Consider the following 15,989-nt stretch of genomic DNA (forward strand, 5'->3'; position numbering starts at 1 on the left):
AAAAGAGTTTTAATTTACTTTTTTAATGTCAAAACCTAATTGTTCTAAAGCCTCTTTTTTGGCAAATGGTGCGACCACTGCTTTTGTTGGCTTTTGATCGATTAAGTAAGTTTGTGCAACACGTTTTAAATCCTCTAGACTCACTTTGAGTAAACGTTCACGCATTTGACGTCTAAATGCAGGTGTTCGTCCATGCAATAGCGCATAACATGCGGTAATTGCTTCGCCCGCTGGTGAACCTGGTTTATCCATACTAGAAACTAAACCTAATATTGCTTCTTCAAGCTGATGTGGTTTCTGTTCTTCCGTCATTAACCAATTCAAACTTGCTTCAAAATCTGCAAAAGTTTCTGCTAAACGTGGATCACGATAGCTATAGAAACGGAATGCACACGCATTGCCATCATAACTTGCACCACCACCATACGCGCCACCTTTTTCACGAATGGCGCTGTGTAAAAAACCATTACGTAAATACGCTGCCAAAACCATCAAGGGTGCAGCATCAGGATGCGATACTTCAACTGCTGGATATGCAGATGCACAGAATTGCACATTGGCTTGGATCAGCCACGCTTCATCTGCATCACTGGATGACTGTTCGACTTCGGTTAACAATACGGGTGCATGATCTACATCTAATTTATCCCAAACATTTTGAATCTCTTCAAGTAAACGCTCAGAATGGTGTTCTTCACATACCAACAAAAATTGTTTAGGTGCAAGCATTAAGCCACGATGAATAGATTTTAATTCATCAATCAGCGCATCAAATTCAGTTGGATCTTGTTCAATCTTAGTGACTAATTCAGTCAACCAATTTAACGCGCCTAAGCCTGTATTTTGATAATCACGTTGTGCTAAGGCACTGCTGTTACGAGATGCAATCTGCATCGCATAACTATGTCCTGAACCAGACAAACGCGATGCCCAACGTGTTTTGCGTTGCTGCAACAATTCTAAAATACGATCTTTTTCGTCGAAACGTAATTGCTCAAATGCCAATTTTAACAAGCCAATTGCGTCAAGTTTATCTGATAAAGACTTAGTCGTTAACGTCAACCAAGCGGTAATTTTACCTTTATCATTGATTTTTGAGCGCAAAGAAGCACCCATTCCCAAGCCACCACTTACCGCAGTTTGCAGTTGTTGTAACTCAAGATAATCATATTGTCCCGCACCGACTTCACCCATCAAAATCGACAGCAAATTGAAATACGGTGATTTTACAATTTGATCAGGAATTTGAATCAAGACTTGTTGATAATAAATTCCATTGGTACCCGCATGATACAGATTTAAAGGTGTATCGACTTGATTAGAAATAATTTCACGAAGTTGACCTTGCACAATATATAAATCCGCAGGAATGTCTTCCAAGCCCACTTTCGGCAATAAATTTAAATCATCTTCGGTTTCTTGACGGATTTTTAACGCTTCAGTTTGCGCAATAATTTCTGCTTTTTCAGCCTCTGTTAATGCTGCGCCGATTTTTGCTAAACGTGCTTTTTCATCTGCGGCTTCTTGTGCTGATTTATTGGCATCAGGCACTAAAGTCAATTGCACACGATGTGTATTGTCCAAAAGATAGGTTTGAATCAAGTTTGACAACCACATTGGGTCTTTCAGTTCTTCTTTTACTTCAGCAATGGCAGTATCTACATCCCATACATGTACAGGATCATTGTGATGAATCGCACTTCCTAAACCATTTAAAATCAAAGATAAACCATATGGCGTACCATCACCATTGATTTCACGTTGATGCAATTCGATTTGATGTAAAATTGCCTCTACAATCTCAGGATCAGCAGGTTGAGCTGCGGCTTGTTGTAAAATATGCAATACACCATTTTTAAATTCTTCAGCATGTTCAGGATTTGAACCCTGCACAGCACAATAGAATGTCATTTCAAAGTTAGAATCATCTAAGCCCATAAATGGACCTGTAGACTGTGCATAGCCACATGTTTCTAAATAATGACGTAATGGTGAAGCTGAATTTTCTAATAAAATTCCTTCGACTAAACGCATACCTAAACGAACTTTAATATTGCTCGCCTCAGGCAATAACCATGACAAAACATGATAAGTTTTGTCTTTAAGTTCATCACCATCTAGTGCATAGCTTTCTTGCACCGTAATCGGCGCAGCCAAACGCTGTTCAGGTTTTGAGTATAAAGTCTGACCTTTTTCAAATTTTGATAAGGCTAATTTTTCAAACTGTTCTTGTAAATCATAGGCTGTTTGATCCCCAAAAGTCATAAAGATTGCATTACTTGGATGATAATGTGATTTATAGAAAGTCACTAACTCATCGTAAGTCAGATCAGGAATGTCTTTTGGATCACCGCCTGAATTGTAGTGATACGTCGTTTTTGGAAATAAATGATGTGCCAGTTGGTGATAGAGCTGGTCTGAAGGAGAACTCATTGCTCCTTTCATCTCATTAAAAACTACACCTTTATACACAGGTTCGCCATTTTCAAGTTCAATACGAATGCCTTCTTGAGCAAAATCCAATGGATTTAAATTGGCTGCAAAAGCTGCATCCATATACACTTCAAGTAAGTTTTGAAAATCTTTTTTATTTTGAGTTGCAAATGGATAAGCTGTCCAATCCGCTGCGGTGAATGCATTCATAAATGTATTCATTGAACGGCGGATCATTAAGAAAAATGGATCACGTACGGGAAATTTTTCAGAACCACATAATGCAGTATGCTCTAAAATATGCGCTTCACCTTTGGAGTCCATCGGCTGGGTACGAAAGGCAACCAGAAATACATTTTCGTCATGTTCTGTCGCTAAGTGAAAATGTACCGCACCTGTCACTTTATGCTTATATTCTGAAACTAAAATATCTAAAGCTTCAACATGGTGTTGACGTACCAACTGAAACGCAGGATGAACAGTTTGGGCTAAGGTTTCAGTGACATCTACAGTCATGTGATCTCCTAAAATTAAAAAATTATGACATCTAATATGGCATTATACATTCAGAATTCAATCTAATTCATCTATTAAAAGTATTGTCATTACAAAAATCCCTAGCTTTATACTCGGAATTGTAAATTTAATTATTTTTCAAGTTATTGATAAAATTTTAAAATGGCTTGTTTTAGGAGGCTGACAATGCTCGCTGCGCGTATTCTCAAGCTTTTATTACTTAAAATAGCGCTGAATATACAACTACTTTCTATTGATGTTTTTAAATCACAAAAATAAAGCCCAATTGCTTAGGCTATTTAAATATCAGGATGTACTTTTAAATAGTAGATTAAGAAGATTATATCTGAACTCAACTGATTTTTTTTGACAAATAAATACAGACTAAAATTGCAACCAACAATACTGTAGATGCAGCAAAGCGACTCAAATCCAAACCACCATGATCGATAGGTTTATCTAAAAAATCTCCCACGACTGCCCCCAGAGGACGTGTCAAAATAAAGCCTGCCCAAAACAACACCGTCCGTGATACTTTCGTCCCAAAATACAATGCAACAATAACCACCAACAACCCTACATATAAGAAAACACCCCCTGTATAGCCCAATCCTGCGCTATCGGACGACCAATCACCTAATGCTGTGCCTAAGGTTTGCGAAAACGTAATGGTCAACCAATAAAACAGTTCTTTACGTGGGTGATCAATCGCGTGCGGAGAAATTGTGCCTTCAACTTTATACCAACTATACAAAGAAATGAGCACTAAGCTAAGTAATAAGGCACTTCCACCAAGATAGCCAATCCCTAATGAACGATCTACAAAATCTGCTAATGTTGTTCCTACAGTGGTACTGGCAATAATGGTGAACCAATATAAATAGGGTCGATAAATGTTAGAACGAATTTGAAAGAAGACAAAGGTAATGAAAATAAAAGCAAAAATAAAGGTACTGACCAAGTAACCTAAATTCATAGACATAGAAACGGCATCACCTGCTGTTTCACCGAATGTTGTGGCAAATATTTTAGTGATCCAAAACAGCAAAGTGACTTGAGGAACTTTAGAAATAAGCTCAGATTTAAAGTTTTGCATGACAACATTCTGAATATTGAAGAAAGTATCATGATTGGTGGAAGAACTTAATTTGAGCTTAAGCTTTTCAAAACTCAAACATTTTACATCATGTATTTATATGGGCATTATGGATGAAAAAACATCCTGTAAAACTTGAGTATCAAAATTTAGTAAGTCAATACTGTGAGGATTCAAACGTTTTTCTTACTGCATCACATTAAAATAAGCACTCAACATTACACCATTATTTTTTTAAATTTTACTGTGAAAAAATCAACTACTTAAAATTGGATAAATTTTAAATTTGGTCGCAGTTGGTCTTTTTAACCAATAGTCCAACATAATTTGTGTTTCAGGAAATAAATTTTCAGGCAATTTATCCAAAGCAAACCATTGCCAAACCTCAAATATGTCAGGTTCAGTGACTTGAATCGACTGTTTTAAATGGTGCTGTGAACGATCAAGCTGACACACAACACCTGTGGTCAAATTTAAATAATCACGCTGCAAATCACTCATTAAAATAAAGACTTGTACCTGTTCAGATGCAAGTTGTAATTGAGTTTCTTCAAATAGCTCTCTCACAGCAGCATCTTCAAAACTTTCATGTTCATCTACTTTTCCACCAGGAAAACACCATGTCACCGCTTCATCTTGTTTAATTCTTTTTCCTAATAAAACCTGTTGAGTGTCATCGAGCAACATGACCCCAACGCCGATCAAAGCTCGCTGCATTTTTGGCATATTTATCTACCTTTTTTAATAACGCTATCGGTTTTATCATAACGTATTGTGCCATTGATGAAATCTAGTGTTTAAGCTGAATTTTCCTCAACAAACTATTGTAAAACTGAGCATTCGTGTAAACTTTAGGTTTTTTAAGCATAACTGTGATGAATAACATGGCAACTGTTGATCTTTTTGCAATTGGCAATGCGCTTATTGACCAAGAATTTAAAGTCTCTGATGATTTTTTAACACAAGAAAATTTGCAAAAAGGCACCATGCAACTTACCGATGGTGAAACGCAAGCCCAACTCTATGCACATTTAAAACAAAGTCAAAACTATAAAGGTCAGGCTTCAGGCGGTTCTGCTGCCAATACTACAGTGGCATTTAGTGCGTTGGGTGCTTCAGCTTTCTATGCTTGCCGTGTCGGAAATGATGAGTTGGGGGCAGTTTATCTCGATGGCTTAAATGAAGCAGGGATTCAGACCTCTAAAAAATCTATCAGTGAAGGTGTTACAGGCACATGCATGGTGCTGGTAAGTGAAGACTCAGAACGCACGATGCATACTTACTTAGGGATCACCGCTGAACTCTCGGATGTGCAAATGGATTTTGAACCGCTAAAAACAGCAAAATGGCTGTATATCGAAGGTTATTTATCCACCAGTGACTCAGCTCGTGCAGCTGTAAAAGTTGCACGCCAAATTGCTAAAGAAAATGGTGTAAAAATCGCCCTGACTTTATCTGATCCAGCAATGGTGCAATATGCGCGTACAGGTTTAGATGAACTAATTGATGATGGTGTAGATCTGATTTTCTGTAATCAACAAGAAGCCATGATGTATACTGAAACTGGTTCAGTAGATGCAGCCTTGGCAAAATTAAAATTACTAAGCAATGATGTTGTCATTACAATGAGTGAAAAAGGTGCGCTAGTTTCCAATCAAGAGCAACAATTTTATGTACAAGGTCGTAAAGTGTTTGCTGTAGATGCCAATGGTGCTGGCGATGCTTTTGCAGGTGCATTTTTATATGCTTTAAATGCAGGTGAATCACTCCAAACTGCCGCTCAACTGGCCATCCTCATTTCTAGCGAAGTGGTTTCTCAGTTTGGTCCTCGTTTAGCGATTGCAGAGTACGCAAACTTACTTGAAAAATTTAAAAAGGAATGTGCATAAAATGTCTGAAAAAATTGCCATGATGGAAGAGATTCCAGAACGTGAAGCGCGTGCTTTTGATACCATGACGGGCGATACAATTTTTATCACGCAACGAGATGGTGTTTTTTATGCTTACCAAAACGTTTGTCCACATTTACAAACTGAACTCGAATTTCTAGAAAATCAGTTTTTAGACCAAGATGGTGAATATATTCAATGTTCAACACATGGCGCTTTGTTTGATGTTGAAACAGGTGAATGTATTTCTGGACCATGTTTGGGTGATACACTTGAAAAAGTAAATATCAAAGTACATTCTGATGGTGGTATTTACATCATAGAAGAATGATTTCCCTCTCAGGAACAGCCATGCTTGAATTTTTTTTAGAATACGATCTAATGCCTTTTCATTTCAGTGTTTTAGCATTAATTTTATTAAGCATGGCTGAAACTGTGGGTTATTATATCGGTCTCAGACCCAGTACCTTTCTGAAGCGTATCTCTCCGCATTGGCTCTCAGATGCCCCACTCTTGCAAGTAAAATTTGCCCGTGTATTGATTTTTGTCTTTCTCTTAATTAACTTTAGTTTCGCAGGTTATTTTCTACAATTATGTATTTTTGCAAGCCAAGAACAATTTTTCCCTTGGTATTATGTGATCCTACCTGCTTCTGTGATTGCGATTTTCTTTACCGTATTTATGATTCATTGCTTAGACCAAGTGATTAAACCTAAATTTACCCCTACAACGGTTAATTTATTAGGTCGTTTAGCAACAGTGTCTAGTGGCAACGCACGTCCTGGGTTTTCCGCCCAAGCACGTGTCCGAGATGAATTTGGTCAGTTGCATTATGTTCAAGTTGAACCCGAATTTGGTGAATTAGAGTTTCAATCACAAATTATTCTCATTCGCTTTCGTAAATCCCATTACATTGCTAAAAAAATTTCAAAACCGAATGACTTATTCAACTTAGAATAATTTTATTTTACAAATTGCCTTAAAAACACTCATATAAGTCCTATTAAGGTTATAATTTTCTGGTTTTTATTGCATTTATTTTTGTCTAATTCCATACTTATGTAACATAATTATTGTAATACAAAGCATTTTAGTCGGATTAAAATATCAATTTATACTATTTTAGTCGGATTTAATAAATATAATCATAAGCATTTTAATCAACTTTATTTTTTAGTTTATTTTTTAATTAAATCAACACTAAACTATTGTTTTATAAAAATTTAATAATATATTTATATTTTAACTGTTTTATCTATTTATTTTATGTTGTATTTTGTTTAATAATATAAATAGAGTTTAAATATAGGCTTTGTTATGAGCTTTAAACATACTGATATAAATCGTCGTCTGGTTAGAGAAATTACGATCATTTTAATAATTAAGATCGTGCTCTTACTTGTGATCAAGCATATCTGGTTTGACGCACCGACAATACCTAAAAATTTTGACAATCAAGTTGCTGAGCGTATTGCTGGCAATCCTTCCCAAACCAAGGAGACACGTTGATGATTGCTGAAAGCGTGGTCGATCTTTCGCGGTTCCAATTTGCAATGACCGCAATGTATCACTTTATTTTTGTACCTTTAACTCTGGGCTTGGCTTTTATTCTTGCCATTATGGAAACCACGTATGTGATTTCTGGTAAAGAAATTTATAAAGATATGACTAAGTTCTGGGGAAAACTCTTTGGTATTAACTTCGCTTTAGGGGTTACTACTGGTTTAACCATGGAGTTCCAGTTTGGTACAAACTGGGCGTATTACTCACATTACGTGGGTGATATTTTCGGTGCTCCACTTGCTATTGAAGGATTAATGGCTTTCTTCCTTGAGTCGACTTTTATTGGTTTATTCTTTTTCGGCTGGGATCGTTTATCTAAAGTGCAACACTTAGTAGTTACATGGCTGGTTGCTATTGGCTCAAATATGTCTGCTCTTTGGATTCTTGTTGCGAATGGTTGGATGCAAAACCCTGTAGGTTCAGCATTTAACTACGAAACAATGCGTATGGAACTTGTGGATTTTGGTGCGTTGATTTTCAACCCTGTTGCACAAGTAAAATTCGTTCATACCGTGTCAGCGGGTTATGTGACAGGCGCTATTTTTGTTCTTGCGATTTCAAGTTATTACCTTTTGAAAAAACAAGATTTACCTTTTGCACGTCGCTCATTTGCGATTGCAGCAATATTCGGTTTAGCGTCTACACTTTCTGTAATCGTACTCGGTGATGAGTCGGGTTATGAAATTGGTGACGTACAAAAAACTAAACTCGCAGCAATTGAAGCAGAATGGGATACTCACCCAGCGCCTGCATCGTTCACACTGTTTGGTATTCCAAATCTAGAAGAACAGCGTACAGATTATGCAATTAAAATCCCATATGTCATGGGGATCATTGCAACACGTTCTCTTGATAAAGAAGTAACAGGTATCAAGGATTTAATGGTTCAACATGAAGCACGTATTCGTAATGGTATGATTGCTTATGATCAACTAGAAAAATTACGTGCAGGTGATACTTCTGCTGAATTAAAAGCAGCATTTGAACAAACTCAAAAAGACTTAGGCTATGGCTTACTTCTTAAAAAATACACTACCAATGTAGTAGATGCGACAGATGATCAAATCAAAGCTGCTGCAAAAGATACTATTCCACATGTACCAAGTTTATTCTGGTCATTCCGTGCAATGGTCGCTTCTGGTTTCTTAATGCTGTTGTTATTTGCACTTGCTGCTTTCGCAGTTGTAAAACGTAATGCTGAAAGCAAACCGTGGTTATTGAAATTTGCATTATTTTCACTTCCTTTGCCTTGGATTGCAGCGCAAACAGGTTGGTATGTAGCAGAGGTTGGTCGTCAACCATGGACAATTGGTGAAGTACTTCCGACTCATTTATCTACATCTAGTTTAAGTACGGGTGATGTTTGGGGTTCAATCATTGCACTTGCAGCGTTCTATACTGTACTTCTCATCATTGAAATGTACTTAATGATCAAATTTGCTCGCTTAGGACCAAGTTCTTTGCATACTGGTAAATATCATTTTGAAAAATTAGAAGCTAAAAACCAAGCTGTTGGGGAGGCTCAATCATGATCGAATATGAATTACTGAAAATTATTTGGTGGGTTCTCGTTGGGGTGTTGCTGATTGGTTTCGCCCTCACCGATGGCTTCGACATGGGTTCAATGGCGATCATGCCATTCGTAGGTAAAACTGACGATGAACGTCGTGCGGCAATCAATACGATTGCTCCACACTGGGACGGCAACCAAGTTTGGTTCATTACCGCAGGTGGTGCATTATTTGCTGCATGGCCTATGGTGTATGCAACAGCGTTCTCTGGAATGTATTGGGCGCTGCTCTTGGTGTTGTTTGCCCTGTTCTTACGACCAGTAGGTTTTGACTATCGCTCCAAACTTGAAAATACCAAATGGCGTAAGTCTTGGGACTGGGGATTATGTATCGGTGGTGCTGTACCTGCCCTCGTATTTGGTGTAGCTTTTGGTAATATGTTCTTAGGCGTACCATTTACTTTAGACGAAACTGTACGTTCAACTTACACAGGTAGTTTCTTTGCGCTACTTAACCCATTTGCATTGATCTGCGGTTTAGTTAGCCTTGCAATGTTAAATGCTCATGGTGGTGCATGGCTTATGCTGCGTACTGATGGTGCTTTACGTGAACGTTCTGCCAAAGCCACTCAGCTTATGGGGATCGTCTTCCTTGTGTGTTTCTTAGGTGCAGGCGCATGGTTATACTTTGGTAATATCGAAGGTTATACACTAGCGCAGCCATTTGACACCAATGCTGTTGCTAATCCATTGGCAAAAGAAGTGATTACAAACAATAACCATGGTTGGATGAACAACTACTCAACTTATCCGATTACCATTTTTGCTCCTATTGCCGCTATTTTAGGTAGTTTGATCGTGATCGCTGCTGCTGGTAAAGCAAAAGCAGGCTTGAGTTTTACTGGAACTTCACTCATGATTGTGGGTGCAATCTTAACTGCTGGTTTTGCATTGTTCCCATTCCTTATGCCTTCAAGCATCAACCCTGTTTCAAGCTTGACCATGTGGGATGCAGTTTCAAGTAAAAATACTTTAACTGTAATGACTGTTGCAGCTTGTATATTTGTGCCAATCATTTTGTGTTATACCACTTGGTGTTACTACAAAATGTGGGGTGTTATCACCAACAAACATGTACAAGAAAATTCACACAGTCTTTATTAAGTTAAAGTCTAAGGAGAAACAAATATGTGGTATTTCGCTTGGATTCTTGGAATTTTGATGGCATGTTTTGCAGGTGTACTCAGTGCCCTATATATCGAGCATCATCAAGATTTAGATGAGGAATAACAACATGACAGAAATCGCAATGACTACTGAAGAAAGAAAGCCTAACAAATTTGCAATGGTTGTTTCATTTTTATTGGCATTGCCTTTAGCTACGGTTTTATTGGTTCACCCTGCAATGATGCTGGATGCCAATGGTCACTATAATCATACAGCTTTGATGATGGTGATGATTGGTATCTCTGGTGGCTTTATTTATGGCGTAGGATTTCTGCCACGTTTTTGGTTATGGAAATGGTTGTTTAGCCCTTATGTTGCATGGCCACTCATGCTTTGGGGTTACTACACTTGGTTCTTAACCTAATGATTTAAAAGAAAACCCTGATTTATTCAGGGTTTTTTTATATCTAGTTATCAAATCCAAATACAAAACGTATTTTGCCATGCAATTTTTTTAATCGAATAACTTCATTAAAAAAATACGCTAGATATTCACGAATGTCCTGTTGCCAATTAACCTTTACACAATCACCAATTTTTCCTTTTAAATATTCTTCCTCGGTCACAATAGTGGTACTAGGTTTATACTGAGAATAATCAAAATTTGGATCGGACTTTTTATTCCATTTTGAATATTCACTATAAAGGATCAATCCATCCAACCAGCTTATTTTTGGTGATGAATTCCACTCAATCATTTCATGATCACTTAACCATGAATAAGAATGATCCCCTAGCCATATTTCATAGTTATCTTCTGGATAGGAAGTTTCAATTTGAATGCGACTATTCCACAAGTTTAGAGAGTGAGTTTTATACATATTTTCTTCATTTAAATAAACTTCTTTGGGTAATCCTCTAGGTAAATCAATATAACTAAAATCATTGGAATTTCGCATATTAGCCAGTATCGAAAATAAGTAATAATCTCTTTTCTCATCGTATTCTGATGCGACATCAACCCATAAATTTAAGTTTGGTTCATATTTTTGAAAAAAACCATGAATATCTGTTCCCATTTACCTTCTTCTCATTTTTCTTAATGATAAAATATTAGAAATCTAAATAACTTTCCTCATTTCTAATAAATTTAATTTTACTATCGGTATTCCCACATTCGCATCCAATGGATAATCCTCCTCAACGCCAGTATGGATATATCCTCGTCTTTCATAAAATGCAATTAATTCTGTACGAACATTCAGTACCCACATCACATATGTTTTTAAATCAGATTGAACAGATGTAGCATATTTTTCAGCATAATCTAAAACCAATTTTCCCAACCCTTGATTTTGCCAATCAGGTGCAGTGGCAAAAGTCCCGATTTCTACGGCGAAATCATTAAAAGTTAAACCAATACATGCCACGATCTGATGTTCATGCTCAGCAACAATCAAATAAAAATTGTTATTTTCTAATAGTTGCTCTAGCTGATTTTGTGAAATCCTCTCGCCTGCAACAAGGTCGGCTTCCGTTGTCCATGTATTTTTATTTTTCTGACGATATGCCGAATTGATTAACGCTATCAATTGCGGAATGTCGTTGATTAAAGCTAAACGATAATTTAAAAGTAGGTGTGGCATTGTCATTTTTGATCATGTCTTCATTTTTAGAAAATAATAGCTTAACCAGCTTATTTTTATTCATCAATTTTAACTCATTCTTCTTTCCATAGAGTCTATTTTCATACTGAAATAAAAATGTATTGTCCAACAATCTTTAAGTTTTCTCATCATCAAGACTTAACACATCGCTCAGTTCTGCTATGCTAAAGCTTACTTATTCTTAAGCATGGATGAATCGCATGAGCGTAACAATTGGCACCCCACTCCAATCTTCTGCTTTTAAAGTACTCCTTTTAGGTTCTGGGGAATTGGGCAAAGAAGTCGTTATTTCATTACAACGCTTAGGTGTCGAAGTACACGCAGCAGATCGTTATGAAAATGCGCCTGCCATGCAAGTTGCACATTTTTCTTATGTGTTAAATATGGCTGACCCTGAACACCTCAAACAACTCATCGAAAAAGTAAAACCGAATTTAATCGTTCCTGAAATTGAAGCCATTGCAACGCAAGTATTAGTTGAAGTCGAAGAACAAAATATCACAACAGTCATTCCATCAGCAAAAGCGGTGAATTTAACCATGAACCGTGAAGGTATTCGCCGTTTAGCTGCTGAAGAGTTAGGTCTACCCACTTCTGCATATCGTTTTGCAGATTCATTAGAAAGTTTCCGTGCAGCTTGTGATGACATTGGTTATCCAAACTTTGTTAAACCTGTCATGTCTTCATCAGGTAAAGGTCAATCTCGCGTGAAAGAGTTTGCTGAAGTTGATGCGGCTTGGGAATATGCACAAACAGGTGGTCGGGTGAATCAAGGTAAAGTAATTGTAGAATCACAAATTGATTTTGACTTTGAAATTACCCTTTTAACCGTTCGTGCCAAAAACCCACAAACGGGCGAAATTGAGACCCATTTCTGTGATGCGATTGGTCATCGCCAAGATGCTGGTGACTATGTGGAAAGTTGGCAACCGCAGCCTATGACTGAAGCGGCACTCATCGAAGCAAAACGTATCGCCAATAAAGTTACTGTAGCACTCGGTGGCTGTGGTATTTTTGGGGTAGAACTATTTGTCAAAGGTGACAAAGTATGGTTTAGTGAAGTTTCACCTCGCCCGCACGATACAGGTTTAGTGACACTAGCTTCGCAATATCAAAGTGAGTTTGAGTTACATGCACGTGCGATTTTAGGTTTACCTGTGAATACTGCACGTCATAGCATTGCAGCGAGTGCTGTCATTTATGCAGGTGTTGATGCTCAAAATCTTACATTTTCTGGCTTGAATCTTGCTTTAGAAAATCCAAATACAGACTTACGACTATTTGGTAAGCCAGAAGGCTTTGAGCGTCGTCGTATGGGTGTGGCAACTGCACGTGCTGAAAGCACTGAGCAAGCACGTCAATGGGCTTTTGATACAGCGTCCAAAGTCACCGTTCAGTTGAATGATTGAACCCATGTTTTTAAAAATTTACGGACAATAATTTTATGATCAACACCTCTCCTCTGTTGAATTACGTCAGTAGTAATCATGATATTCAAGCTATTAACCAATGGCGTACCGATGTAGAACAACAGTTGCAAGAGGCATTTGAACAAGGACAACCGATTCGTGAGGTGATCCATGCCCGTTCTAATTTTATTGATGAAGCGTTGATTTTTTTATGGGAACATGCTGGACTTGCTCAAACGAATCTCAGTCTTTTCGCAGTCGGTGGTTATGGTCGCCGTGAAATGTTGCCCTACTCTGATGTTGACATCATGATCTTGTCAGAAAGTGATTTAAATGCTCAACAAGAGCAAATCGTGTCTAACTTTATCTCTTCCTTATGGGATGTCGGCAATTTTAAACCAGGGGTAAGTGTTCGTACCATTCAAACTTGTTTTGAACAAGCAACAAGCGATTTAACTGTTGCCACAGCCTTGATTGAAGCGCGCCTAATTACAGGTAATCCGCATTTAATCAAATGGCCACGCCGTATCGTGTCACAAACGTGGACAGATAAAACCTTCTTTGATGCAAAAATGGATGAGCAGGCTCGCCGTTATGCACAACATAACCACACTGAAAGCAATTTAGAACCCGATATTAAAAATGCACCAGGTGGAATTCGTGATATCAACCAAATCGGTTGGATTGCCAAACGTCATTTCCGTGTCAATCGTATTTATGATCTTGTGCATTTAGGTTTTATTTCAGAGTTTGAGCTTGGTGTACTTGAAGAGGCTGAAAATTTCCTCTGGGAAATTCGTCATCATTTGCATCGTTTAACCAAGCGAGATGAAAATCGTTTATTATTTGACTATCAACGTGAAATTGCTGGTATTTTCGGTTATCAAAAAGAAGAAGGTAAACACATCAATTACCCAATCGAACAGTTTATGAAGCGCTATTATCGAACTGCGCAACAAGTGTCAACCTTAAATGAAATGCTGCTTGCCTATTTTAACGAGTCGGTGATTACCCCACGTTTGCCGAACTATGAACGTAATATTGAAATGATTAATGAACATTTCAAATTGGTCGATGGCAAACTTGCAGTACAACACCACAAAATTTTTTCAGAAAACCCAAGTGCTATTTTAGAAATTTTTTATCTCTTGGCAAATCGTCCTGAAATTCAAGGCATACGTGCTCGAACTTTACGTTTGTTAACTTTAGCGGCTAAACGTATTGATCATCATTATCGTAACAATCCAACCCACCAAGCTTTATTTATGGCAATTATTCGCTCGCCTTATCGTCTGTATGACACGATGGTGGCGATGAAACGCTATGGTGTTTTAGGAAATTACATTCCTGCATTTGGGCAAATCATGGGCTTGATGCAGTACGATTTATTCCATATTTATACCGTTGATGCGCATACATTATTGTTGATTCGTAATTTAAATCGCTTTAAAGAACCAGAATTTGCCAAAGACTATCCTGTAGTCAGCTCTGTTTTCCAACGTTTAAATCGTCGAGATATTGTTTTCCTCGCAGCACTATTCCATGATATTGCGAAAGGTCGTGGGGGTGACCATAGTGAACTCGGTGCGCTTGATGCGATCGAATTTTGTCGTGCACATGGTTTTACTGAGCGTGAATGTAACCTTGTTGCTTATCTGATTCAAAATCATTTACTCATGTCGATCACGGCACAGAAAAAAGATATTTCCGATCCAGATGTTGTGAAAGAATTCGCTGAAAAAATTGGCGATATGGAACATTTGGATTATCTGTACACCCTCACCGTTGCAGATATCAATGCCACCAATCCAAAGCTTTGGAATACCTGGCGTTCATCCCTCATGCGTCAACTTTATACGCATGCTCGTGACGTGATTCGCTCAGGTTTAGGTCGTCCAGTCGATTATCAAATGCTAATCGAAGACACCAAGTTTGCAGCCAGTGAAGTTTTAGTCGATGAGTTTGCCCTCGATGATGTTGAAAAAGTCTGGCAAGAGCTCGGTGATGACTATTTCCTAAAAGAATCTGCCGATGAAATCGCATGGCATACCCGCGCTATTTTGCAGCATGGTGATAATCCTGCACCATTAGTGCTCTTACGTGCGCACCGAAAAGCAGCACAAGATGCGGTACAACTGTTTATTTACACCCGTGATCAACCCAATTTATTTGCAACAACAGTTGCTGTGCTAGATCGTATGAATTTGGATGTGCAGGACGCACGCATTATCACTGCAACCAAAGCATTTAGCTTAGATACTTATGTGGTGTTAGATCGTTTTGGCACTTTATTAACTGATCCTGATCGTGAGGCAACAGTTATAGAAGCCTTGGTCAAAGCTTTAAATCAGTCGGATAAATATCCCGGGGTTATGCAACGTCGTATTCCACGCCAGCTGCGCCATTTTGATATTGAAAATACAGTCGATGTCAGTTTGAATGAAGCCTTACAGCAAAACATGGTGGAGATTGCGACCCTAGACCAACCAGGTTTACTTGCCAAAATCGGGGGCTTATTTATGATGCAAGGTTTAGATATTCATTCCGCTAGAATCGCCACCTTAGGCGAACGTGCAGAGGATATTTTCTTTGTCACCAAAAATGATGGTACGCCTTTAAATACGGAAGAATCAGACTTGTTTGCTTCGCAGTTAAAAGCCGCTTTGGATGAAGCGTCGCATCAGGTTTCCCATCCACACTAATTTTTAGTGTTTTCACTTATTTTTATTTTCATATCAT

Annotated in this window: 15 protein-coding genes; 10 read left to right on the plus strand and 5 right to left on the minus strand. The window is 38.0% G+C overall.

The genetic code is table 11. The features are described from left to right. Positions 1-9: 9 nt before the first annotated feature. The 3 genes from DJ533_RS11245 to DJ533_RS11255 form a co-directional block, all read right to left on the minus strand. Positions 10-2,949 (minus strand): insulinase family protein, encoded by a 2,940-nt coding sequence (locus DJ533_RS11245; RefSeq protein ID WP_065993031.1) that lies wholly within the window; start codon positions 2,947-2,949, stop codon positions 10-12. Between the two features lie 352 nt (positions 2,950-3,301). Continuing rightward, positions 3,302-4,045 carry a COG4705 family protein gene (locus DJ533_RS11250; protein ID WP_065993080.1) on the minus strand — a complete coding sequence of 248 codons (744 nt, stop codon included), beginning with the start codon at positions 4,043-4,045 and terminating at the stop codon, positions 3,302-3,304. Between the two features lie 255 nt (positions 4,046-4,300). Beyond that, a complete protein-coding gene (locus DJ533_RS11255) occupies positions 4,301-4,771 on the minus strand; it encodes a nucleotide triphosphate diphosphatase NUDT15 (protein ID WP_065993029.1) in 471 nt (156 codons plus the stop codon). A 158-nt stretch (positions 4,772-4,929) separates the two neighbouring features. Here DJ533_RS11255 and DJ533_RS11260 point away from each other — a divergent pair, with 158 nt between their 5' ends. From DJ533_RS11260 to DJ533_RS11295, 8 genes are all read left to right on the plus strand, one after another. Next, entirely contained in the window at positions 4,930-5,934 is a 1,005-nt protein-coding gene (locus DJ533_RS11260) for an adenosine kinase (protein ID WP_065993024.1), read from the plus strand. Positions 5,935-5,953: 19 nt separating this feature from the next. After that, positions 5,954-6,265: a Rieske (2Fe-2S) protein gene (locus tag DJ533_RS11265; protein WP_065993079.1), complete on the plus strand. Its 312-nt coding sequence runs from the start codon at positions 5,954-5,956 to the stop codon at positions 6,263-6,265. 20 nt (positions 6,266-6,285) lie between these two features. After that, positions 6,286-6,894, plus strand: coding sequence for an OB-fold-containig protein (locus DJ533_RS11270; protein WP_065993019.1), 609 nt, complete (start codon positions 6,286-6,288; stop codon positions 6,892-6,894). A 357-nt stretch (positions 6,895-7,251) separates the two neighbouring features. Beyond that, entirely contained in the window at positions 7,252-7,443 is a 192-nt protein-coding gene (cydP, locus tag DJ533_RS11275; RefSeq protein WP_065993017.1) for a cytochrome oxidase putative small subunit CydP, read from the plus strand. Further along, positions 7,443-9,029 (plus strand): cytochrome ubiquinol oxidase subunit I, encoded by a 1,587-nt coding sequence (locus tag DJ533_RS11280; RefSeq protein ID WP_065993015.1) that lies wholly within the window; start codon positions 7,443-7,445, stop codon positions 9,027-9,029. The genes cydP and DJ533_RS11280 overlap by 1 nt, the downstream gene beginning before the upstream one ends. Then, positions 9,026-10,171 carry a cytochrome d ubiquinol oxidase subunit II gene (gene cydB / locus DJ533_RS11285; RefSeq protein WP_065993013.1) on the plus strand — a complete coding sequence of 382 codons (1,146 nt, stop codon included), beginning with the start codon at positions 9,026-9,028 and terminating at the stop codon, positions 10,169-10,171. The genes DJ533_RS11280 and cydB overlap by 4 nt, the downstream gene beginning before the upstream one ends. Positions 10,172-10,195: 24 nt before the next feature. Further along, positions 10,196-10,297 (plus strand): cytochrome bd-I oxidase subunit CydX, encoded by a 102-nt coding sequence (gene cydX / locus DJ533_RS11290; RefSeq protein WP_002120988.1) that lies wholly within the window; start codon positions 10,196-10,198, stop codon positions 10,295-10,297. 4 nt (positions 10,298-10,301) lie between these two features. Continuing rightward, on the plus strand, positions 10,302-10,598 hold the full coding sequence (locus DJ533_RS11295) for a cyd operon YbgE family protein (protein ID WP_065993012.1): 297 nt from the start codon (positions 10,302-10,304) through the stop codon (positions 10,596-10,598). A gap of 43 nt (positions 10,599-10,641) precedes the next feature. Here the strand turns inward: DJ533_RS11295 and DJ533_RS11300 are convergent, their stop codons facing one another. Next, positions 10,642-11,253, minus strand: coding sequence for a hypothetical protein (locus tag DJ533_RS11300; RefSeq protein ID WP_065993010.1), 612 nt, complete (start codon positions 11,251-11,253; stop codon positions 10,642-10,644). 42 nt (positions 11,254-11,295) lie between these two features. Continuing rightward, positions 11,296-11,820, minus strand: a complete 525-nt coding sequence (locus DJ533_RS11305) for a GNAT family N-acetyltransferase (protein WP_065993076.1) — start codon at positions 11,818-11,820, stop codon at positions 11,296-11,298. 212 nt (positions 11,821-12,032) lie between these two features. Here DJ533_RS11305 and purT point away from each other — a divergent pair, with 212 nt between their 5' ends. Both purT and glnD read left to right on the plus strand, forming a co-directional pair. After that, entirely contained in the window at positions 12,033-13,250 is a 1,218-nt protein-coding gene (gene purT / locus DJ533_RS11310; protein ID WP_171488557.1) for a formate-dependent phosphoribosylglycinamide formyltransferase, read from the plus strand. 35 nt (positions 13,251-13,285) lie between these two features. Then, a complete protein-coding gene (glnD, locus tag DJ533_RS11315) occupies positions 13,286-15,952 on the plus strand; it encodes a [protein-PII] uridylyltransferase (RefSeq protein WP_065993006.1) in 2,667 nt (888 codons plus the stop codon). Positions 15,953-15,989: the final 37 nt, after the last annotated feature.

Origin of the sequence: Acinetobacter defluvii (assembly GCF_001704615.3) — a bacterium.
GTDB lineage: Bacteria > Pseudomonadota > Gammaproteobacteria > Pseudomonadales > Moraxellaceae > Acinetobacter > Acinetobacter defluvii.